We start from the raw sequence: 21,238 nt of genomic DNA, 5'->3' as shown, positions 1-21,238 counted from the left end.
ATCAGAGCGGAAATCCGACCCCTGTGAACTGCTCGGACAGCGTCCACAGGCCGTCGGCCTTGGATCGGCTGCGGGCCAGCGGGCTGCGGACGGCCGGTCCGGTCGGGCCGAGCATCATGAATCTCGGCCCGACGAAGCTGTCGCCCGGTATGTCCTGGGACGCGGCGTAGAGGGTCTGGCGGGCGCCGAAGTCCGCGTCGGTGGCCATGAACCGGTTGCCCGCCGCGCTGAGCCGGTCGCCGAGCCGGCTTCCGGAGTGCCCCTGCAGGTTGGTCTCCGAATATCCGGGATGGGCGGCGACTGCCCGGACCGCGGATCCTGCGGCCGTCAGTTTGCGCTGAAGCTCGCTGGTGAACAGCAGGTTCGCCAGTTTGGACTGGGCGTAGGCGGGCCAGGCCAGGTACGGCCGGGACTTCCAGTTCAGGTCCTTGAGGTTGACGGCGCCGAACAGGTGCATCAGCGACGACACCGTGACCACCCGGTCGGTGACCTTCGGCAGCAGCAGGTTGGTCAGCGCGAAATGGCCGAGGTGGTTGGTGCCGATCTGGCTCTCGAACCCGTCCACGGTCAGCGCGTACGGCACGGCCATGATGCCGGCGTTGTTCACCAGCACGTCGACGCTGTCCACTCCGTCGGCGAACTCCCGCACCGAAGCCAGGTCCTGCAGGTCGAGCCTGCGCACCTGCACGTCGCCGGTCATGGTGGTGGCGGCGGCGTTGCCCTTGTCCAGATTGCGCACCGCCAGGATCGTCGTCGCGCCGCACCGGGCGAGCTCACGGGCGGTCACCAGACCGAGTCCGCTGTTGGCGCCGGTCACGATCACCGTGCGGCCGGCAAAGGAGGGCAGGTTCGCGGCGGTCCAGTCGCTCATGGCCCCACCCTAGTGGGGCAGCGCGACGGTGAACCCGCGGATGATCTCTTCGACGTCGGGTCCGTCCTCGGCGGCCTGGTCCGCGAATCCGGTGACGGTGAACTGCACCAGGTAGCGCTGCCGGGCCGGCGGCGCACCGGTGGCGATCACGATGCGGTTGTAGCTGTGCATCCGCGTGCCGCCGAGGTCGTAGCTGCCCTCGATCATCGACGACGGGAACTTGTTGAAGTCCTCGGTGGAGGAGTTGAGCTCGCGGAAGTTCTCCGACTGCAGCGCGTCGACGTTGGCGTGGGTCAGGGCCTCGGCGACGTCGAAGTCGCCGTTGAGCTGGAACACCATCAACATCGCGGTCGGGTAGGTGGCGCCCTTGGCGATCATCCGGGTGCCCGGTGCGAGGTTGGAGTTGCGGTAGGGCTGCCACCCTTCGGGGGTAGGTATCGACACGGTCAGGTCGGTGAGCTTGTCGGGGGCGACGGGCTCTCCGATGACACCGGCGCGTTCCAGGAACGTGGCGATGGGGATCGCGTCCTCGGTGGGGCCGGCCGGCGCTGCCGAGGTGGTGGTCGGCGTCGACGACCACACCGACTGGTAGTCAGGGGTCCCGGTGGCGCAGCCCGCCACCGCCAGCATCGCCACGGCCGCCAGCGCAGGCCGGAGGCGAACTGTCACAGAATCTCTCGGACGTTGTCGAGCGGGCGTGCCAGCCGGGTGCCCTTGTCGGTGACCACGAACGGGCGCTCGATGAGGATCGGGTGTTCGGCCATCGCGTCGAGCAGCTCGTCGTCAGATGCCGATTCCAGCCCGAGCTCGCCGTAGAGGGCTTCGCGTTTGCGGACCGCGGCGCGCACCTCGATCCCGGCGTCGGAGATCATCGCGGCGAGTTCGTCGCGGGACGGCGGAGTCTTCAGGTAGAGCACGATCTCGGGCTCGATCCCGTTCTCGCGCAACAGATCCAGCGTCTTGCGTGAGGTCGAGCACTTCGGGTTGTGGAGAATGCGCGCTGAGGCCATCTACGCCGACCCGTCGAAAAGACTTGTCACCGAACCGTTGTCGAACACCGCGCGAATGGTGTTGGCCAGCAGCGGCGCGATCGAGAGCACGGTCAGCTGCGGGAAACGCTTCTCCTCGGCGATCGGCAGCGTGTTGGTGACGATCACCTCGCACGCACCCGAATCGGCGAGCCGCTCGCGCGCCGGGTCCGACAGCACACCGTGCGTCGCGGCGATGATGACGTCGCCTGCGCCGTCCTGCTTGAGCAGCCGCACCGCGCCGGCGATGGTGCCGCCGGTGTCGATCATGTCGTCGGTCAGCACACAGGTCTTGCCGCGCACGTCGCCGACGACGCGGTTGGAGACCACCTGGTTGGGCACCAACGGGTCACGCGTCTTGTGGATGAAGGCCAGCGGGACACCGCCGAGGGAGTCGGCCCACTTCTCGGCGACGCGCACGCGCCCGGAGTCGGGGGAGACGACGACCATGTCGCGGTCGGAGTAGTGCTCGGCGATGTAGCCGGTGAGCAGTTTCTGCGCCCGCATGTGATCCACGGGGCCGTCGAAGAAGCCCTGGATCTGGTCGGTGTGCAGGTCGACGGTCACGATGCGGTCGGCGCCCGCGGTCTTGAGCAGGTCGGCGACCAGCCGGGCGGAGATCGGTTCGCGTCCGCGGTGCTTCTTGTCCTGCCGGGCGTAGGGGTAGAACGGCAGGATCGCGGTGATCCGCTTGGCGCTGCCGCGCTTGAGCGCGTCGATCATGATCAGCTGTTCCATCAGCCACTGGTTCAGCGGCGCCGGATGGGACTGCAGTACGAATGCGTCGCAGCCGCGCACCGATTCGTCGAACCGGACGAAGATCTCTCCGTTGGCGAAGTCGCGCGCCGTCTGCGCGGTCACCGGAACGTCGAGCTCCTTGGCGACCTGCTCAGCCAGTTCGGGATGAGCCCGGCCCGAGAAGAGCATCAGGTTCTTGCGGTTGTCGGTCCAGTCGTGGCTCACGGGGCTGCCCTCGGCGTCGGCGGTGGATACGGGGCCATCGTACGGAGCGCTCGCACGCCTACGCTGGCGGGTTACCAGAATGCCAATAAACAGTGACCGAGCGCTACTCGCCGGTAGCTTCGGGGCGCTCCGCGCCGTCCGGGCCGGCCGCCCGGGCCGCTTCGGCGGCAGCGGCGGCCTTGCTGCCCGGTCGTTTGCGAGCCACCCAGCCCTCGATGTTGCGCTGGGGCCCCGCCGACACGGCCAGCGCACCGGGCGGGACGTCCTCGCGCACGACGGTGCCCGCGCCGGTGTAGGCGCCATCTCCGACGGTCACCGGCGCGACGAACATGGTGTCCGAGCCGGTGCGCACGTGCGAACCGATCGTGGTGCGGCTCTTGGATTCGCCGTCGTAGTTGACGAACACGCTGGACGCGCCGATGTTGCTGTGGTCGCCGATGTCGGCGTCACCGACGTAGGTCAGGTGCGGCACTTTGGTGCCGGTGCCGATCGACGTGTTCTTGGTCTCGACGAACGCACCGAGCTTGCCAGCCGCGCCCAGCCGGGTGCCGGGCCGCAGATAGGTGAAGGGACCGACCACGGCCTCGTCGCCGATCTCCGACGACGACCCGTGGGTGCGCACCACCTGTGCCCGGTCCCCGACGGTGACGTCGGTCAGCGTGGTGTCCGGGCCGATCTCGCAGTGCCCGCCGACCGAGGTCGCGCCCAGTAACTGGGTGCCGGGGCGCACCACGGTGTCGCGGCCGATCGTGACGTCGACGTCGATCCAGGTCGACGCGGGGTCGACGATCGTGACGCCGGCGCGCTGGTGGCGTTCGACGATGCGCCGGTTGAGCACCGCGGCCAGCGCGGCCAGCTGCACCCGGTCGTTGACGCCGGTGACCAGTGCGGTGTCGTCGACGTGCTGGGCGCGCACCACGCCGCCGTCGGACCGGACGATGGAGATCACGTCGGTCAGGTACAGCTCGCCCTGGGCGTTGTCGGTCTGCAGCCGCCCCAGCGCGGAGCGCAGGGCCGCGGCGTCGAAGGCGTAGACGCCGGCGTTGACCTCGGTGATGGCCCGCTGCGCCGGGCTGGCGTCGGCCTGTTCGACGATCCCGGTCACGTCCCCGCCCTCGGCTTCGGAGGTGCGCAGGATGCGCCCGTAGCCGGTCGGGTCGGCCAGCGTCGTGGTGAGCACCGTGGCCACCGCGCCCTGGTCGGTGTGGGTGGCGATCAGGCCGGACAGGGTGTCGGCGTCGAGCAGCGGGACGTCGCCCGCGGTCACCACGACCACTCCGGTGAAGTCGGCGGGCAGCGCGGCGAGCCCGCACTCCACGGCGTGCCCGGTGCCCCGTTGCTGGTCCTGGATCGCGATCTCGATGTCCCGGTCCAGCAGCCGGCCGATCTCGAGTGCGGCCGGGGCCACCCGATCCCGGTCCTTGCCGACCACCACCACCAGGTGCCGCGGCGTCACCGCGGCCGTCGAGTGCACGGCGTGCGCGAGCATGCTGCGCCCGGCCAGGGGGTGCAGAACCTTGGGGGTGTCGGACTTCATCCGGGTGCCCGCACCTGCCGCCAGGATCAGGACCGCGGCGTCACGCATAGATGTCCTTCCGGATGGCGGAGCTGCCTCGGCACGCCTCGCTGCTCCGTCGCCAGGACTCGAACCTGAACTATCTGAACCAAAATCAGAGGTGCTGCCGATTACACCACGACGGACCGGTCACGAGGTACGCGTGCGACTCTAACCCACCGCCGGTGGGACTCATTGCGTCGCGAGCTGCTCCGCCTGGTGCGCGCCGAACGGCTTGGCGGCCAGCACCGTCACCTGCTGGATGCCGCCGTTGGGCAGCTGGTAGGTGCGCTGCTGCCCGGGGGTGGCGCCGAGCAGCGCGCTGCCCAGCGGGGAGTTGACGGTGTAGACGTCGATCTCGGCGTCGGCGGTGCCTCGGGTGCCGAGCAGGAACGTCTCGGTGTCGCCGGTGTCGTCGAAGCGCACGGTGAGCACCATGCCCGGCTCGGCGATCCCGTCGTCGGCGGGGTTGACGGCGTGGTCGGCCCTGCTCAGCAGTTCGTGGATCTGCCGGATGCGTTCCTTGCGGGCCAGCCAGGCGTCCACCACCTGGTCGGCGCGGTCGGAGTCGTCGGCGCCTGCCGGGTTGGGCACGGCCATCAGCTCGGCCAGTTCCTGCTCCAGGCTGTGGCGGGCCTGCGGGGTCATCCAGATGGATTCGGTGGTCTGCACGGTCGGTTCCTTTGTCCGGTGGGAATGATCGTCGTCAGGGGCGGGGTCATGCCGCCGCCCCTGACGACCGGGAGACCCTCCTCAGAGGGGAAGAGTCAGCGGCGCGGCGTCGGCGCCGGGTCGTCGCCCGCGCAGCGGGTCGAACGCGCGCGCCGCCTCGGGCTGTTTGCCCGTGACGATCTGCTCGGCGAGCAGCCGGCCGGTGGCCGGGCCGTGGGCCAGGCCCCACATGCCGTGCCCGCCGGCCACGTACACGTTGCCGGCGAGTTCGCCGATCAGGGGCTTGCCGTCGTCGGTGACCGGGCGCGGCCCGACCCACAGATCGGTGCGGTCGTCCCATCGCACACCGTCGAACATCGGTGCGGCCGACGCGATGATCGCGTCGATGCGGCGGTGGGCGATCGGTTCGGACGGGCGGCGGAACTCCATGGTGCCCGCGACGCGGAGGCCGCCGCGGTACGGCGTGCACGCCACCCGCGCCTCGGGCAGATAGATCGGGCCGGGCAGCGGCCGGTCGACCGGCACGGTGAACGAGTAGCCGCGGCCGGCCTGCAGCCCGACGCGCACCCGGCGTCCGGTCAGTTCGGGCAGCCAGGCCCCGGTGGCCAGCACGACCGCGTCGGCGCGCAGCGGTTCGCCGTCGCGCAGGTCGATTCGCACGCCGTCGGCGGTGCGGGAGACGGCACGCACCGCACCGGTGCGCAGGTCGGCGCCGCGCTCGGCGACGGCGTGCGCCAGCGCGTGGGTGAAGCGCCCCGGGTCGACGAAGCGCTGACCGGACACGTTGACCACGGCGGCGACCTGCGGCGACGCCAGCGGCACCTGTTCCTGCAGCGCCGCGCCGGTGAGCATCTCGACGTAGAGGTCCCGGTCGGAGGTGTGCATGTGGGACAACTCGCTGAGGAACTCGCGGGCGTTGCCGGCGTTGCGGAATGCCACGGCGAGCGAGGTGTCGGTCACCGGGGCCTCGACGCCGTTGGCGACCAGCACGTCGAACGTCTCGATGGCCTCGTTGTTGAGCACGGAGTTGGCTTCGACGGCGTCCCGCCACGAGCTGGGTCGGCAGTTCGCGGCGAACCGCAGCAGGAACCGGGCCAGCGCGGTGTCGGCGCGCAGCGGGATGTGCAGCGGCGCGCGGGGGTCGAGCAGCGCGCGCACGCCTTCGCGCAGCACTGACGGCGAGTTCAGCGGCGCGGTGAGCGCGGGGGAGACCCAGCCGGCGTTGCCCCAGGAAGCGCCCGCGGCGACGCCGGTCCGGTCCACGACCGTGACCTCGACCCCGCGTTCCTGCAGAAACCACGCCGTGGACAGCCCGACGATGCCTGCCCCGACGACGACCACAGATCGGGGACCATGGTCCATCCCTGACCCGCCCGACATCGCATGACCTCCTGTTTCCGTTGGTGAACCTCCATCGTCGGGGGTCCGGCAGGGCGGGGTGTTGTGCTGTGCCGACAAAGGGACATGCCGAAAATGTGCCGGGCCGACAAACGGATCAGTCGAGGACTGCGAGCTCGATCATCATGGCGAACCGCTTGTCCGCGTCGTCGAGGCGCAGATCGGTCAGTTCGGCCATCCGCCGCATCCGGTAGCGCACCGTGTTCTCGTGGACGCCGAGGTCGGCGGCCGTGCGGCCGGGGTCGCCGTGTTCCTGCAGCCACGCCCGCAGCGTCGGCACATAGGCGGTGCCGTGCGCGCGGTCGTGTGCGCGCAGCTCGGCGACCGCTCCCCGGTGCGGGGTGCGCCCGGAGCGCGCCGCGGTCCGCAGCCGGCGCAGCAGCACGTCGTCCCACGACTCGTCGTAGGCCGGGGGTACCGCGGACGCGGTGCCCTCCTGCAACGCCAGGCACTCGTCGGCCTCGGTGCGCGCGACGGCCAGCTCGGTCGCCGCCGCGGGCGCGCTGATGCCGGCCTGCACCGTCATCTGCTCCGGCAGCGCGGCGATCAATGCGGCTACCCAGTCCCGCGCGACCGCGGCCTGCTCGGCGGCCAGCACGGTGTAGACGGTCGCGTCGGCCAGCGCGCTGCGGGACGGACGGGACCAGCCGAAGCCTGCGGTCGCGCGTTCGAAGACCTGCAGCAGCGCGGCGTGCCTGCCGTCGTCCTCGCCCGCGCGCATCGCGACCACCCGCAGCGCGTCGGGCGGCAGCCCCAGCCGGCTGGCCAGCGTCGCGGCGTCGGCAGGCGATTCCAGCAGCCGGATCACCAGCTCGGATTCGACCTGCCGCTCCAGGTCGGCGCTGGCCCGCGAGCGCAGCAGGTGCAGCGCGACGGTGTGCGCGCCCTCGGCCAGCGCGCGGCGCCGCTCGCCGGTCAGCGGGCTCGCGCACGCCACCCACACCGAACCCAGCAGCTCGCGGCCTGCGCGGGCGGCGACCACCATCCGGCCGGTCAGCCCGATGCCGGCGTCGCCGGGCACGAAGACCGGGTCGTCGGAGACCGCCAGGTGCGCGAACACCCCGTGCGCGTCGAACACCGCCCGCACCCGCGGCGGCGCCTGCCGCTCCAGGATGGTGGCCGCGCGGCACGGGTCGGCGTCCTGCTGACCCCGGGAGAACGCCAGCACCTGCGACGCCTTGTCCTCGATGGTGACCGCGCCGCCGACCGCGCCCGACAGGCTGTCGGCCAGGGCGAACAGATCGGTGGGGCCGCGGCCCGACTCGGTCTCGCGGCCCTCCATGACCAGCCCGTAGACGATCGCGGCGAACTCGCTCCACGGCATCTCCGGGTCGACGACGACGACCGCGACCCCAGCGGTGTCCTGCCCGGGGGATGCGTCGTCACAGCGGGTGAGCACGACCACGGCGCGAGCGGCCCGCGCCCACTGCAGCGCCTGGGTCTGCGAGGCCGCACCGACGGCGAGCAGCACGTCACCGGAGACCGTGCGGCCGTCGACGTCCTCGGGCAGCACGACGCTGCGCAGTTCGGTCTGCCGGTCCGCCGAGCCGCCCAGCCAGCGGGCGCCGTACCCGCCGAGGACATTGATCAGGCGATCCAGCGTGATCATGAAGGTTGACGCTACGCCCGGCGCCGCGGCCCGCACGGTCTACCCTGTGACGGATGGCTGTGTCCGACAGGCCCGGTGGTTCCGACGTCCGCGCGCCGCGCGCCAGGATGACGGGCTCCGAGCGGCGCCAGCAGCTGGTGGAGATCGCGAAGTCGCTGTTCGCCGAGCGGGGCTTCGACGGCACCTCGGTCGAGGAGATCGCGCTGCGGGCCAACGTGTCCAAGCCGGTGGTTTACGAGCACTTCGGCGGCAAGGAAGGGTTGTACGCGGTCGTCGTCGACCGCGAGATGTCGGCGCTGCTCGACGGCATCACCCGGTCACTGACCCACAACCGGTCCCGGGTGCGCGTGGAACGGGTGGCGCTGGCGCTGCTGACCTATGTCGAAGAACACACCGACGGCTTCCGCATCCTGATCCGGGACTCGCCGGCCAGCATCACCTCCGGCACCTACTCCACGCTGCTCAACGACGCCGTCAGCCAGGTCGCCTCGATTCTGGCCGGTGACTTCTCCCGGCGCGGACTCGACCCCGAGCTTGCACCGCTGTACGCGCAGGCCCTGGTCGGTTCGGTGTCGATGGCCGCGCAATGGTGGCTCGACGTGCGCGAACCCAAGAAAGAAGTGGTGGCCGCGCACCTGGTCAACCTGTGCTGGAACGGGCTCACCCATCTGGAGTCCGACCCGGTGCTGCACGAGGAGTAGGACCGCGGGCCGGTGCCCGCCGACCGTCTCCGGGCGAGTGCCTACGATGGAGGAATCATGACCGTATCGGGGACCCTCCATGTCCACACCCCGATCGCGGGCCTCGTCGACCTGGCGCTGCGGGATCCCTCTCTGCAGGAGATCGTCCGCCGCGCCGGCGACCGGCCCGCCGATCTCGACCTTGTCGGCCCGGCCAGCGCCCGCGTGTTCGTCGCGTCCGCGCTCGCCCAGACCGGCCCGCTGCTGGTGGTCACCGCCACCGGCCGCGAGGCCGACGACCTGACCGCCGAACTGCGGGGCGTGTTCGGCGACGCGGTCGCGCTGTTCCCGTCCTGGGAGACGCTGCCGCACGAGCGGCTCTCACCCGGTGTGGACACCGTCGGCGCGCGCATGATGCTGCTGCGCCGCCTGAGCCACCCCGACGACGCGCGGCTGGGTCCGCCGCTGCGGGTCGTGGTCACCGCCGCGCGGTCGTTGCTGCAGCCGATGGCCCAGCACCCGGGCCGCGTGGACGAGGTGGCGCCGGTGACGCTCGCCGTCGGCGCCGAGGCCGACTTCGACTCCATCGTCGCGCGTCTGGTCGATCTGGCCTACAGCCGGGTGGACATGGTCGGCAAGCGCGGTGAATTCGCCGTGCGCGGAGGCATTCTCGATGTGTTCCCGCCGACGGCCGAGCATCCGGTGCGCGTCGAGTTCTGGGGCGACGAGGTCTCCGAGATGCGGATGTTCTCGATCGCCGACCAGCGCTCGATCCCCGAGATCGAGGTGGACTCGCTGATCGCGGTGCCGTGCCGGGAACTGCTGCTGACCGCTGACGTGCGGGAGCGCGCGGCCGCGCTGTCGGCCGAGCATCCCGTGCTGGAGAACAGCGTGACCGGCAGCGTGCCCGACATGCTGGCCAAGCTGGCCGAGGGCATCCCGGTCGAAGGCATGGAAGCGCTGCTGCCGCTGTTGCGGCCCAGCGACTTCGCCACGCTGCCCGACCATCTGCCCGAGGGCACCCCGGTGCTGGTGTGCGACCCGGAGAAGGTGCGCACCCGGGCCGCGGACCTGATCAAGACCGGGCGCGAGTTCCTGGAGGCGTCGTGGTCGACCGCCGCGGTGGGCGGGGACGTCCCGATCGACATCGAGGCACTCGGCGCCTCCGGCTACGTCGGCTACGGCGAGGCACGGGCCGCGGCCCGCGACGGCGGACATCCGTGGTGGACGCTCAGCCAGCTCGACAGCGGCGCAGGCGATTCGGTCGCGCTGGACATCCGGCCCGCGCCGTCGGCACGCGGCCAGCAGCACAGCCTCGACGAGATCTTCGCGATGCTGCGCGCGCACGTGGCCACCGGCGGCTACGGCGCCGTCGTCACCCCCGGCAGCGGCACCTGTAAGCGCATCGTCGAGCAGTTGGGCGAATCCGACACCCCGGCAATGGTTCTGGAGCCCGGCGAGGCGCCCAAGGAAGGGGTCGTCGGGGTCATCAAGGGGCCGCTGCACGACGGTGTGGTGATGCCGGGCGCCAACCTGGTGGTGTTCTCGGAGACCGACCTGACCGGTAACCGCGCCGCCGCGACCGAGGGCCGCAAACTGGCGGCCAAGCGCCGCAACGTCGTCGACCCGCTGGCGCTGACCGCCGGAGATCTGGTCGTGCACGACCAGCACGGCATCGGCCGGTTCGTCGAGATGACCGAACGGGTGATCGGCGGGGCCAGGCGGGAGTACCTGGTGCTGGAGTACGCCTCGAGCAAGCGGGGCGGGGGCACCGACAAGCTGTATGTGCCGATGGACTCGCTGGATCAGCTGTCGCGCTACGTCGGCGGTGAGGCGCCGACGCTGAGCCGGCTCGGCGGCAGCGACTGGGCGAACACGAAAACCAAGGCGCGCAGGGCCGTTCGCGAGATCGCCGCCGAACTGGTCACGCTGTACGCCAAACGGCAGGCCGCGCCCGGACACGCGTTCGCCCCGGACACCCCGTGGCAGACCGAGATGGAGGACGCCTTCGGGTTCACCGAGACCGTCGACCAGCTCACCGCGATCACCGAGGTGAAGTCCGACATGGAGAAGCCGGTCCCGATGGACCGGGTGATCTGCGGCGACGTCGGCTACGGCAAGACCGAGATCGCCGTGCGGGCGGCGTTCAAGGCGGTGCAGGACGGCAAGCAGGTCGCAGTGCTGGTGCCCACGACGCTGTTGGCCGACCAGCATCTGCAGACGTTCAGCGCGCGGATGGCCGGTTTCCCGGTCACCGTCAAGGGCCTGTCGCGCTTCACCGATCCGGCCGAGTCCAGGGCCACGATCGAGGGCATGAAGGACGGATCGGTCGACATCGTGATCGGCACCCACCGGCTGTTGCAGACCGGCGTGACGTGGAAGGACCTCGGGCTGGTCATCGTCGACGAGGAGCAGCGCTTCGGCGTCGAGCACAAGGAGCACATCAAGTCGATGCGCACCCACGTCGACGTGCTGACGATGAGCGCCACCCCGATCCCGCGCACCCTGGAGATGAGCCTGGCCGGCATCCGTGAGATGTCGACCATCCTGACCCCGCCCGAGGAGCGCTACCCGGTGCTGACCTACGTCGGCCCGCACGACGACAAGCAGGTCGCGGCCGCGCTGCGTCGCGAGATGCTGCGCGACGGCCAGGCGTTCTACATCCACAACCGGGTGCGCACCATCGACTCGGCCGCGGCGAAGGTGCGGCAGCTGGTGCCCGAGGCGCGGGTGGTGGTCGCGCACGGTCAGATGCCCGAGGAGCAGCTGGAGAAGACGGTCGAGGGATTCTGGAACCGCGAGTACGACGTCCTGGTGTGCACCACGATCGTCGAGACGGGCCTGGACATCTCGAACGCGAACACGCTGATCGTGGAGCGGGCCGACACTTTCGGCCTGTCCCAGCTGCATCAGCTGCGAGGCCGGGTGGGCCGGTCCCGCGAGCGGGGCTACGCGTATTTCCTGTATCCGCCCGAGGTTCCGCTGACCGAAACGGCCTACGACCGGCTGGCGACCATCGCGCAGAACAACGACTTGGGCGCGGGTATGGCCGTGGCGATGAAGGACCTGGAGATCCGCGGCGCCGGAAACGTGTTGGGCGCCGAGCAGTCCGGGCATGTCGCCGGCGTCGGCTTCGACCTGTACGTCCGGCTGGTCGGCGAGGCCGTAGAAGCATATCGGGCCGTCGCGGACGGGAAAACCGTTGCCACACCGGAGGAACCGAAGGAAGTCCGGATCGACCTGCCGGTCGATGCGCACCTGCCGCCGGACTACATCGGCAGCGACCGGCTGCGGCTGGAGGCCTACCGCCGGCTGGCCGCTGCACCCGACGACGCGGCCGTCGACTCCGTCGTCGACGAACTCGTCGACCGGTACGGTCCGCTGCCCGAGCCTGCTCTGCGGCTGGTCGCGGTCGCCCGGCTGCGGCTGCTGGCGCGTGCGCACGGGGTCACCGAGATCGGCGCGCCGTCGGCGACGACGCTGCGGATCGCGCCGTTGACGTTGCCGGACTCGGCGCAGCTGCGGCTCAAGCGGCTTTACTCCGGCGCGAACTACCGGGCCACCACCTCCACGGTGCAGGTCCCGGTGCCGCGCGCGGGCAGCGGGGTGGGCGCTCCGCGGATCCGCGACCTGGAACTGGTCGCGTTCGTCGCGGGGCTGCTGTTGGCCATCGACGGGAAACCGGACGAGGATCTTGATATAACCAAGTTCGGAGGTAGCTCATGACGGTCGTCCTGGTGGACCCACGGCGCCCGTCGCTGATCCCCATCGAGGCGATCGATCTGCTTGCCGGTGATGTGCAGTACACCGAGGAGATGCCGATCAAGGTGCCGTGGTCGCTGCGGTCGGCGCGGCCGTGCCTGGCCGGCTCCGACGACGAGCCCGCCGCGGTGCTGCTCTCGTCCGATCCCGAGCATCCGTCGGTGGCCGCGCGCATCGCCGCCGGGGAACGGGTGATCTGCGCGCCCGAGCCGCAGTCCGGCGAGCGCCTCGTCGACGCGGTCGCGATGATGGACAAGCTGCGCACTGCGGGCCCGTGGGAGAGCCAACAGACCCACGATTCGCTGCGGCGCTACCTGTTGGAGGAGACCTACGAGCTGTTCGACGCCGTGCACGGCGGCGACCTGACCGAGCTGCGCGACGAGCTCGGCGACGTGCTGCTGCAGGTGCTCTTCCACGCCCGCATCGCCCAGGACGCCCCCGAGGACGCGTTCGACATCGACGACGTGGCCGACGCGCTGGTCCGTAAGCTCGGCAACCGGGTGCCGGCAGTGCTTGCCGGAGAGGCGATTTCGCTGGAGGACCAGCTCGCACAGTGGGAGCAGCGCAAGGCGCTGGAGCGCACCACCCGCGAGTCCGTGATGGACGGCATCCCGACCGCGCAGCCCGCGCTGGCGCTGGCACAGAAGGTGCTGGCCCGCGCCGAGACCGCAGGCGTGCCCGCCGACCTGGTCCCGGATGCGGTCACCACCGTGTCGGTGTCGGCCGACGTCGATGCCGAGAACGCGCTGCGCACTGCGGTTCTGGAGTTCATGGCCGACGTGCGTGCCGCCGAGCGGGCGGTCACGGTCGCGCGGCGCAGCGCCGATGTCGCCGAGGAACTCGACAATCACCCGTCCGGGGTCATCTCCGCCGACGAGTGGCGCGCGCACTGGCCGGGTGCCGACGACGCCGAACTTGCGTAACGGTACGGCGAATTCAGCGTCGATTTCCGCCGTGACGTTACGCAAACGCTCAGTGGAACAGCGTCGAACCCCAGAACGTGGACGTGTCCCCCTCGGGAATCCCTGGCGGACAGGCGAACACCGCTGAACTGGTGGGCGTGACGTACTCGTTCATCGCATCCTGGCGCGAGATCGCGTTCTGCATGGGCACGAACTGGGTGACCGGGTTGCGCACGAACGCGATGAAGAACAGGCCCGCGTCGAGGTGGCCGAATCCGTCCGAGCCGTCGGTGAAGTTGTAGCCGCGGCGCAGGATCTCGATGCCGCCGAGATGCTCAGGTGAGGCCAGCCGGACGTGGGCCAGCGGGTCGATCAGCGGCTCCTGCTTGTCGTCGGTCAGGTCGAAGTTGAGCTCCTCGAACTCGTCGGTGAGCCCCAGCGGTGCGCCGCTGCCCTTCTGCCTACCGACGACGCGTTCCTGCTCCAGCAGCGTGGTGCGGTCCCACTGCTCGATGCGCATCCGGATCCGCCGCGCCACCAGGTAGGTGCCCCCGGTCATCCACGACGGGCCGTCACCGTCGCCGACCCAGACGAACCTGTTCAGTTTGTCGGTCTCGTCGGAGCGCAGATTCGCGGTTCCGTCCTTGAACCCGAACAAGTTTCGCGGGGTGGTCTGCTCTCGGGTGGTCGACGAGGTGCGGCCGAACCCGAGCTGCGAGTAGCGCACCGCGACGGTGCCGAAGCCGATCCGGGCGAGGTTGCGGATCGCGTGTACGGCCACCTGCGGGTCGTTCGCGCAGGCCTGCACCACGATGTCTCCGCCGCTGCGCGCCGGGTCGATCTTCTCGTTGGGGAACTTCGGCAGGTCGACCAGTTCGGCCGGTTTCTTGTCGGCGATGCCGAACCGGTCGACACCGTCCTTGACGAAGAACGACGGCCCGAACCCGATGGTCAGCGTCAGCTGGGAGGCCGGCAGGCCGAGGGCCTCACCGGTGTCCGACGGCGGCGAGTACGGGTTCTGCCCGGTGGAGCCGTTCGGGAACGCCTCCTTGGCCTGGGTCATCCGCTCGGCCATCTCGGTCCAGTCGGCGAGCATCTTGACGACGTCGTCGCGGCTCCTGGTGGTCACGTCGAACGTCGCGAAGTGCATGCGGTCCTGGGCCTCGGTGACGATGCCCGCCTGATGCTGCCCGCGGAACGGCACCGCGGTGTTGAGGTGGTCGGTCGGGTTGGCCGCCGTGGCCCGGCCGGCCAGTGCTCCCGCACTGGCCGCGCCGACCACCGCCGCAGTCGCCCCTGCCGCGCCGAACAGCTTGCGACGGCTCAGCCCCTCGGGCTTATTGGGGTGCGATGACACCTTGCACCTGGCTTACCTCCTTGCTCAGCGCGTCGATCGCACGCGAGAGCTCCTGGCGTTCCGGCTCGGTCACCTGGTCGTAGGTGACGAACCCGTCGCCCTGGCGGTAGCGCTCCACCAGTGCCTCGACCTCTTCGAAGCGCTGGTCGACGCGGGTGCCGAGGTCGGGGTTGCGCTCGTCGAGGATCGGTCGCACCGAGGCCACCGCGGTCTGTGAACCCTGCAGGTTGGCGCTGAAGTCCCACAGGTCGGTGTGGCTGAAGATGTCCTCTTCGCCGGTGATCTTGCTGGTGGCGATCTCGTCGAGCAGACCCTGCGCGCCGCCGGCGATCTGGGTGGAGTCCACCGTGAAGTCCGGCGCGCTGACCCCGGCCTGCAGTTCCTTGACGTCGGCGACCAGCTGGTCGGCGATCGCGTTGGTGTCCGGCTGCAGCCCGGTCAGCCACAGGTCCTTCTCCAGCCGGTGGTACCCGGTCCATTTCTGGCCGGGCTCCAGGTCGGCCTCGCGCAGGTCGATGCGCGGGTCGAGGTCGTTCGGGAACGACTCGGCGACGGGCTCGATGCGCTCGTAGTACACGCGCGAGGTCGGGTAGTGGGCCTTGGCCGCTTCGATGTCGCCGCTCTTGATGGCCGCGACGAACGCCTCGACCGCCGGGACCAGCGCCTCGACCTGGCTGTTGACGTAGCGCTTGTAGTTGTCGGCGGCCTCTTTGAACTTGCCCTCGGTGTCGACCTGCACCTCGTCGCCGGTCACGGTGAAGTCGCCGCGGATGCCGTCGCCGATCATGCCGGGCTTGCACGCGGTCTGATAGGTGCCGGGCTGGCTGAGCTGGACGATCAGCTTGCGCTGCAGTCCGGGGGAGATGTTCTCGACCTCGCCCATCACCCGCTCACCCTCGCCGTAGACGTAGAACTCGGTGACCTTGGTGCCGTTGTTGGTGATGACGAACGTGTTGGCTCCGGTCCTGCCGTCGGTGCCGGACAGCTCACAGGAGGTGTCCGACGCGTCGACGGTGATCTCCGACGGCGCGGTGGCGCCGCCGTCCTCGCCCGCCGCCGGAGTCTCCTCCTTGGCCTGACAGCTGGTCAGTGTCAACGCGGCCAGCGCCGCTGCGATGACGGCAGCGGAGGATTGAGCCTTCACGTGGTGGACCTTTCGGGTGATGGATTGGGTTGTGGAGAAGTTCTGCCGGGTGCGGGCCTGGTGGGCCGCAGGAAGAGCGCGAGCACGACGACGAGGTAGGCCAGATAGCCGGTCAGTTGCAGCACGGTCGGCGTCGGGGTGATGTTGAAGATGCCCTGGATGGCCTCGCCGTACCAGGAGGACCAGTTGAACCAGGTGCTGATGTCGAAGGCCTTGTCGGCCAGGCCGGGCAGCCAGCCGACGGTCTGCAGCGCGCCGACGCCGTAGGACAGGATGCCGGCGGCGACGAGGATCAGGAACACGCCGGTGTACGTGAAGAACTTGGCGAAGTTGAGGGTCAGCGCGCCGCGGTAGATCGCGTAGGCGATCGCGCCGGCGACAGCCACCCCGATGATCAGCCCGGTCAGCGGCCAGATGGTCTGCGCCTCGGCGTAGCCGACCATGAACAGCGCGGTCTCGACACCTTCGCGGCCGACCGCCAGGAAGGCCAGCAGCGCCACGGCCAGCGGTCCGGTCTCCAGCGCGCGGGCCATCTCGCTGCGCAGCTCACCGGACATCGATGCCGCGGCCCGCTTCATCCACAACACCATGGTGGTGACGATGCCGACCGCGACCAGCGACGCGACCCCGGCGATCGCCTCGGCCGCCAGCCCGGTGATGGTGCTGGAACCGAACTGAATGGTCAAGAACACGATGACCGTCATCGCCACGGCGGCGCCGACGCCGAGCCAGACCCATTTGAGTGCGTCCCGGCGGTCGGACTTGGTCAGGAACGCGACCAGGATGGAGACGACGATCGCGGCTTCCAAGCCTTCGCGCAAACCTATGAGTCCGCTGCCGAAAAGCTGTGAAGTGATGTTCGGAGCCGCGTAGTAGGTGGTGACCACATGCCCGGTGCCGGCAACCATCAACTCGTCCTCGCTACGCGTCGCCCACCCTGGTTTGGCTCACCAAAGCAAGGTGTGGCTCACCTCATTAGCTGAGGCGCTCAGAGAAATGTACACCCGCGCCGCCCGGCCCGGGGTCGGTCGTCGGCGCCGAAACGCGTGGCAGCATGGAAGCTGAACCAGAGTAGGTCGAGGAGTCCGGTGACACGGGTGCGTGGACTGCAGGCGATGGCCGTGATCGGCGCGACAGCGCTGCTCATGGCGTCGAGTTGTTCCTGGCAGATCGGCATCCCGATCCCCGACGGCGTGCCGCCCCCACCCGGCGATCCGGTGCCGCAGATCGACACCTACGCCAAGGGCCGGCAGATCAGCTGCGGGAATGGGCCGCCGAGCGCGCGCCCGCCCTGGCCATTCCGCAGATGGCGCTGGAGGCCTACGCGTACGCGGCCCGGGTGGCGGAGGTGGAGAATCCCGGCTGTCGCCTGAAGTGGACCACCCTGGCGGGCATCGGCCAGATCGAGAGCCATCACGGCACCTACCGCGGTGCGACCATCGCCCCCGACGGCGAGGTGAGCCCGCCGATCCGCGGGGTGCTGCTCGACGGCACTGCCGGGAACATGGTGATCATGGACCACGAGTCGGTCAGCCACTCGGGTGAGGAGCCGTTCGCGCGGGCGATGGGACCGATGCAGTTCATCCCGGAGACCTGGGGGCACTACGGCGTCGACGCGAATAACGACGGAGCCGTCAGCGCCGACAACATCGACGATGCGGCGCTGTCGGCGGCGGGCTATCTGTGCTGGCGGGGCAAGGATCTGTCCAAGCCGCGGGGCTGGATGGAAGCACTGCGGGCCTACAACTATTCCGACCAGTACGCCCGCACCGTCCGGGACTGGGCGACCGCGTACGCGCAAGGACATCCGCTCTGACGACACCGGGGGACGGGCCACGATCTAGGCTCAATGCCGGAAACGTCTGAGCAGAGACCAGGAGGCAACAAGATGCCCATCATCGAGCAGGTCGGCGCCCGCGAAATCCTCGATTCCCGCGGGAACCCGACAGTCGAGGTGGAGGTGGGTCTGCTGGACGGCACGGTGTCGCGTGCCGCGGTGCCCTCCGGCGCGTCGACCGGGGAACACGAGGCGGTCGAACTGCGCGACGGCGGCCCCCGCTACGGCGGCAAAGGTGTGCAGAAAGCGGTAGAGGCCGTGCTCGACGAGATCGCGCCCGCGGTGATCGGCCTGGGCGCCGACGAGCAGCGCCTCGTCGACCAGGCGCTGGTCGACCTGGACGGCACCCCCGACAAGTCCCGGTTGGGCGCCAACGCGATCCTGGGCGTGTCGCTGGCGGTGGCCAAGGCTGCCGCGCAGTCGGCCGAACTGCCGCTGTTCCGGTACGTCGGCGGACCGAACGCGCACATCCTGCCGGTGCCGATGATGAACATCATCAACGGTGGCGCGCACGCCGACACCGGCGTCGACGTCCAGGAGTTCATGATCGCCCCGATCGGCGCCCCGAACTTCAAGGAGGCGCTGCGATGGGGTGCCGAGGTGTACCACGCGCTGAAGTCGGTGCTCAAGAAGCAGGGCTTGGCCACCGGGCTGGGTGACGAGGGCGGGTTCGCCCCCGACCTGCCCGGCACGTCGGCCGCGCTGGATCTGATCGCCACCGCGATCGAGGCCGCCGGCCTGAAGGTCGGTTCCGACGTAGCGCTCGCGCTCGACGTCGCCGCGACCGAGTTCTACACCGACGGAACGGGTTACGCCTTCGAGAAGGAGACGCGTACCGCCGAGCAGATGGCGTCGTTCTACGAGCAGTTGATCGGGAACTACCCGCTGGTGTCGATCGAGGATCCGCTGTCCGAGGACGACTGGGACGGCTGGGTGACGCTGACCGCCGCGATCGGGGACAAGGTGCAGCTGGTCGGCGACGACCTGTTCGTCACCAACCCCGAACGGCTCGAAGAGGGCATCGAGCGCGGCGCCGCCAACGCGTTGCTGGTGAAGGTGAACCAGATCGGCACGCTGACCGAGACCCTCGACGCGGTCTCGCTGGCGCACAACGCCGGCTACAAGACGATGATGAGCCACCGCAGCGGCGAGACCGAGGACACCACGATCGCCGACCTCGCGGTGGCGGTGGGCAGCGGCCAGATCAAGACGGGTGCGCCGGCCCGCAGCGAGCGGGTGGCCAAGTACAACCAGCTGCTGCGCATCGAGGAGGAGCTCGGCGACGCCGCCCGCTACGCCGGCGACCTGGCCTTCCCGCGATTCAGTGTGGAGACCAAATAGCCCGTGCCCGAAGCGAATCGGCCCGACCCTCGGCGGAAGAAGGCTCCCGCCTCACGCCCGGGTAAGCCGCGCAGGGTCTCGGCGCGCCGCGAGATTCGGGGCGCGGAACTGCGGGCTCCGAAGGAGATCGCCGGCCCGGCCGGTGATTCGGGGCTCGTCGACGACAGCGGTGACAGCGCCGGTTCGATCAGGCAGTCGATCGTCGCGTCGGCCGAGCAGGCCGCAGAACAGCGGTTCGGCTCGGCCGCGCGCCGGGCGGCCATCCTGGCCGCCGTGGTCTGCGTGCTGACGTTGACGATCGCGGGACCGGTCCGGACGTACTTCTCCCAGCGCACCGAGATGAAGCAACTGCAAGCCAGTGAGGCCCAATTGCGGGAACAGATCGCCGAGCTCGAAGAGCAGAAGGCCAAACTCGCCGACCCGGTGTTCATCGCCGCGCAGGCCCGCGAGCGGCTGGGTTTCGTGATGCCCGGCGAGATCCCGTATCAGGTGCAGCTGCCTCCGGGGGCGACGCAGCCGGAGGCCTCGCCCGAGGAGTTGGCCGAAGCCAAGAGCAACGACCCGTGGTACACCACCCTGTGGCACACCATCGCCGATGCGCCGCACGGGATTTCGCCGACCGCACCGCCCGCCGGTGTACCCGGCGCTCCGGAACCGGTGGTGCCGCCCCATGGTTGACCCGTCGGACCTCGAGGCTGTCGCGCAACAGCTGGGCCGGGAGCCGCGCGGCGTGCTGGAGATCGCCTACCGCTGCCCCAACGGTGAGCCCGCGGTGGTCAAGACCGCGCCGAGACTGCCTGACGGGACGCCGTTTCCGACGCTGTTCTATCTGACCCACCCCGCGTTGACGGCGGCGGCGAGCCGGCTGGAGTCCTCGGGAATGATGCGGGAGATGACCGAGCGGCTCGGTCAGGATCCCGAGCTGGCCGCGGCGTACCGGCGGGCCCACGAGTCGTATCTGGCTGAACGCGACGCGATCGAGCCGCTGGGCACCACGTTCTCCGGCGGCGGCATGCCCGACCGGGTCAAGTGCCTGCATGTGGTGATCGCCCACTCGCTGGCCAAAGGGCCGGGGGTGAACCCGTTCGGGGACGAGGCGCTGGCGGTGCTGGCGGCCGAGCCCGGCATGGCCGGGATCCTGGACAGGAAGGTGTGGACGCAGTGACACGAGTGGGCGCGGTCGATTGCGGCACCAACTCGATCCGGCTGCTGATCGCCGACGTCACCGACGGCCCCGGCGGGGGGCTGCGCGATGTGCACCGGGAGATGCGGATCGTGCGTCTCGGGCAGGGCGTCGACGCGACGGGTCAGTTCGCGCCGGATGCGTTGGCGCGCACCCACGCAGCGCTGGCCGACTACGCCGAGGCGATGCGCCGCAACGACGTCGCCGCGGTGCGGATGGTGGCGACGTCGGCCGCGCGGGACGTCGCGAACCGGGACGAGTTCTTCGCGATGACCTCGCAGGTGCTGGGCACGGTGGTCCCCGGCGCGGTCGCCGAGGTGATCACCGGGGCCGAGGAGGCGGAGCTGTCCTTTCGCGGTGCCGTCGGTGAACTCGACCCCGCCGCAGCGCCTTTCGTGGTCGTCGACCTCGGCGGCGGTTCCACCGAGCTGGTGCTGGGGTCCCCGGACTCGCGCGACGTCGAAGCCGCCCATTCGGCGGACATCGGCTGTGTGCGGCTGACCGAACGGTGCCTGCGGTCGGACCCGCCCACCGAGGACGAGATCGCGGCGGCCCGGTCGGTGGTCCGCGACGCGCTGGCCGAGGCGGTGCGCGTGGTGCCGGTGGAGCGGGCGCATACCTGGGTCGGGGTGGCGGGCACGATGACCACGCTGGCGGCGCTGGCCAAGGGCATGAGCACCTACGATTCCGAGGCCATCCACCTGTCCCGGGTCGGCTTCGACGACATGCTGCCGGTGTGCGCCGATCTGCTGGCGATGACCCGGCAGCAGCGGGCGGCGCTGGGCCCCATGCACGAGGGACGCGTCGACGTGATCGGCGGCGGCGCGCTGATCGTGCAGGAACTGGCGGCCCTGCTGGGGGAGCGCGCGGGGATCGCCGACCTGGTGGTCAGCGAACACGACATCCTCGACGGGATCGCGCTGTCGATCGCCTGAG

17 protein-coding genes, 1 tRNA gene and 2 pseudogenes are annotated in these 21,238 nt (G+C 70.2%); 8 read left to right on the top strand and 12 right to left on the bottom strand.

All coding sequences use genetic code 11. From position 1 onward, the window contains the following. Position 1: 1 nt before the first annotated feature. The 9 genes from C6A87_RS22195 to C6A87_RS22155 all read right to left on the bottom strand — a co-directional run bounded on the left by C6A87_RS22195 (position 2) and on the right by C6A87_RS22155 (position 8,096). Positions 2-871, bottom strand: coding sequence for an oxidoreductase (locus tag C6A87_RS22195; RefSeq protein ID WP_311114227.1), 870 nt, complete (start codon positions 869-871; stop codon positions 2-4). A 9-nt stretch (positions 872-880) separates the two neighbouring features. Further along, positions 881-1,540: an LpqN/LpqT family lipoprotein gene (locus C6A87_RS22190; RefSeq protein WP_311114226.1), complete on the bottom strand. Its 660-nt coding sequence runs from the start codon at positions 1,538-1,540 to the stop codon at positions 881-883. Further along, entirely contained in the window at positions 1,537-1,881 is a 345-nt protein-coding gene (gene arsC / locus C6A87_RS22185) for an arsenate reductase (glutaredoxin) (protein ID WP_311114225.1), read from the bottom strand. The genes C6A87_RS22190 and arsC overlap by 4 nt, the downstream gene beginning before the upstream one ends. Further along, positions 1,882-2,862, bottom strand: a complete 981-nt coding sequence (locus C6A87_RS22180; protein WP_003929909.1) for a ribose-phosphate diphosphokinase — start codon at positions 2,860-2,862, stop codon at positions 1,882-1,884. Positions 2,863-2,965: 103 nt separating this feature from the next. Beyond that, on the bottom strand, positions 2,966-4,447 hold the full coding sequence (glmU, locus tag C6A87_RS22175) for a bifunctional UDP-N-acetylglucosamine diphosphorylase/glucosamine-1-phosphate N-acetyltransferase GlmU (protein ID WP_311114224.1): 1,482 nt from the start codon (positions 4,445-4,447) through the stop codon (positions 2,966-2,968). Positions 4,448-4,491: 44 nt separating this feature from the next. Continuing rightward, positions 4,492-4,563, bottom strand: a tRNA-Gln gene (locus C6A87_RS22170). A 46-nt stretch (positions 4,564-4,609) separates the two neighbouring features. Then, complete coding sequence (locus C6A87_RS22165) at positions 4,610-5,089, bottom strand: GreA/GreB family elongation factor (RefSeq protein WP_311114223.1); 480 nt, start codon at positions 5,087-5,089, stop codon at positions 4,610-4,612. 81 nt (positions 5,090-5,170) lie between these two features. Then, positions 5,171-6,469, bottom strand: a complete 1,299-nt coding sequence (locus C6A87_RS22160) for an FAD-dependent oxidoreductase (RefSeq protein ID WP_311114222.1) — start codon at positions 6,467-6,469, stop codon at positions 5,171-5,173. 115 nt (positions 6,470-6,584) lie between these two features. Beyond that, complete coding sequence (locus C6A87_RS22155; protein WP_311114221.1) at positions 6,585-8,096, bottom strand: helix-turn-helix domain-containing protein; 1,512 nt, start codon at positions 8,094-8,096, stop codon at positions 6,585-6,587. A 107-nt stretch (positions 8,097-8,203) separates the two neighbouring features. Between C6A87_RS22155 and C6A87_RS22150 the strand changes: the two genes are divergently transcribed. The 3 genes and pseudogenes from C6A87_RS22150 (at position 8,204) to C6A87_RS22140 (ending at position 13,461) form a co-directional block, all read left to right on the top strand. Continuing rightward, positions 8,204-8,797 carry a TetR/AcrR family transcriptional regulator gene (locus C6A87_RS22150; RefSeq protein WP_311118040.1) on the top strand — a complete coding sequence of 198 codons (594 nt, stop codon included), beginning with the start codon at positions 8,204-8,206 and terminating at the stop codon, positions 8,795-8,797. A 57-nt stretch (positions 8,798-8,854) separates the two neighbouring features. After that, positions 8,855-12,572, top strand: a pseudogene (mfd, locus tag C6A87_RS22145) (transcription-repair coupling factor). Then, complete coding sequence (locus C6A87_RS22140) at positions 12,499-13,461, top strand: nucleoside triphosphate pyrophosphohydrolase (protein ID WP_311114219.1); 963 nt, start codon at positions 12,499-12,501, stop codon at positions 13,459-13,461. Before mfd ends, C6A87_RS22140 begins: the two are co-directional and overlap by 74 nt. 49 nt (positions 13,462-13,510) lie before the next feature. Here the strand turns inward: C6A87_RS22140 and efeB are convergent, their stop codons facing one another. Genes efeB through efeU form a run of 3 tightly spaced genes read right to left on the bottom strand, consistent with a single transcriptional unit; the run spans position 13,511 to position 16,849 of the window. Next, positions 13,511-14,797: an iron uptake transporter deferrochelatase/peroxidase subunit gene (gene efeB / locus C6A87_RS22135; RefSeq protein WP_311114218.1), complete on the bottom strand. Its 1,287-nt coding sequence runs from the start codon at positions 14,795-14,797 to the stop codon at positions 13,511-13,513. Continuing rightward, entirely contained in the window at positions 14,778-15,941 is a 1,164-nt protein-coding gene (gene efeO, locus C6A87_RS22130) for an iron uptake system protein EfeO (protein ID WP_311114217.1), read from the bottom strand. Before efeO ends, efeB begins: the two co-directional genes overlap by 20 nt. Next, positions 15,938-16,849 (bottom strand): iron uptake transporter permease EfeU, encoded by a 912-nt coding sequence (gene efeU, locus C6A87_RS22125; protein ID WP_311114216.1) that lies wholly within the window; start codon positions 16,847-16,849, stop codon positions 15,938-15,940. Before efeU ends, efeO begins: the two co-directional genes overlap by 4 nt. Positions 16,850-17,056: 207 nt before the next feature. On the opposite strand from efeU, the pseudogene C6A87_RS22120 reads away from it, so the two are divergent. From C6A87_RS22120 to C6A87_RS22100, 5 genes and pseudogenes are all read left to right on the top strand, one after another. After that, a pseudogene (locus tag C6A87_RS22120) lies at positions 17,057-17,757 on the top strand (lytic transglycosylase domain-containing protein). A 72-nt stretch (positions 17,758-17,829) separates the two neighbouring features. Continuing rightward, on the top strand, positions 17,830-19,119 hold the full coding sequence (gene eno / locus C6A87_RS22115) for a phosphopyruvate hydratase (protein ID WP_311114215.1): 1,290 nt from the start codon (positions 17,830-17,832) through the stop codon (positions 19,117-19,119). A 3-nt stretch (positions 19,120-19,122) separates the two neighbouring features. After that, positions 19,123-19,797: a septum formation initiator family protein gene (locus C6A87_RS22110; protein ID WP_311114214.1), complete on the top strand. Its 675-nt coding sequence runs from the start codon at positions 19,123-19,125 to the stop codon at positions 19,795-19,797. Further along, complete coding sequence (locus C6A87_RS22105) at positions 19,790-20,284, top strand: DUF501 domain-containing protein (RefSeq protein ID WP_311114213.1); 495 nt, start codon at positions 19,790-19,792, stop codon at positions 20,282-20,284. Before C6A87_RS22110 ends, C6A87_RS22105 begins: the two co-directional genes overlap by 8 nt. Further along, positions 20,281-21,237 (top strand): Ppx/GppA phosphatase family protein, encoded by a 957-nt coding sequence (locus C6A87_RS22100; protein WP_311114212.1) that lies wholly within the window; start codon positions 20,281-20,283, stop codon positions 21,235-21,237. Before C6A87_RS22105 ends, C6A87_RS22100 begins: the two co-directional genes overlap by 4 nt. The last annotated feature ends 1 nt before the right edge of the window (position 21,238 follow it).

Source organism: Mycobacterium sp. ITM-2016-00317 (assembly GCF_002968295.1).
Lineage (GTDB): Bacteria > Actinomycetota > Actinomycetes > Mycobacteriales > Mycobacteriaceae > Mycobacterium.
The sequence above is the reverse complement of the archived record's forward strand: the minus strand, read 5'-3'. Positions and strand labels throughout refer to the sequence as shown.

Bases quoted from the DNA above. Each gene is read 5' to 3' on its own strand.
- C6A87_RS22105 (WP_311114213.1), top strand. From the start codon at position 19,790: ATGGTTGACCCGTCGGACCTCGAGGCTGTCGCGCAACAGCTGGGCCGG.
- glmU (WP_311114224.1), bottom strand. From the start codon at position 4,447: ATGCGTGACGCCGCGGTCCTGATCCTGGCGGCAGGTGCGGGCACCCGG.
- C6A87_RS22140 (WP_311114219.1), top strand. From the start codon at position 12,499: ATGACGGTCGTCCTGGTGGACCCACGGCGCCCGTCGCTGATCCCCATC.
- C6A87_RS22160 (WP_311114222.1), bottom strand. From the start codon at position 6,469: ATGTCGGGCGGGTCAGGGATGGACCATGGTCCCCGATCTGTGGTCGTC.
- eno (WP_311114215.1), top strand. From the start codon at position 17,830: ATGCCCATCATCGAGCAGGTCGGCGCCCGCGAAATCCTCGATTCCCGC.
- C6A87_RS22195 (WP_311114227.1), bottom strand. From the start codon at position 871: ATGAGCGACTGGACCGCCGCGAACCTGCCCTCCTTTGCCGGCCGCACG.
- C6A87_RS22150 (WP_311118040.1), top strand. From the start codon at position 8,204: ATGACGGGCTCCGAGCGGCGCCAGCAGCTGGTGGAGATCGCGAAGTCG.
- efeU (WP_311114216.1), bottom strand. From the start codon at position 16,849: ATGGTTGCCGGCACCGGGCATGTGGTCACCACCTACTACGCGGCTCCG.
- arsC (WP_311114225.1), bottom strand. From the start codon at position 1,881: ATGGCCTCAGCGCGCATTCTCCACAACCCGAAGTGCTCGACCTCACGC.
- C6A87_RS22155 (WP_311114221.1), bottom strand. From the start codon at position 8,096: ATGATCACGCTGGATCGCCTGATCAATGTCCTCGGCGGGTACGGCGCC.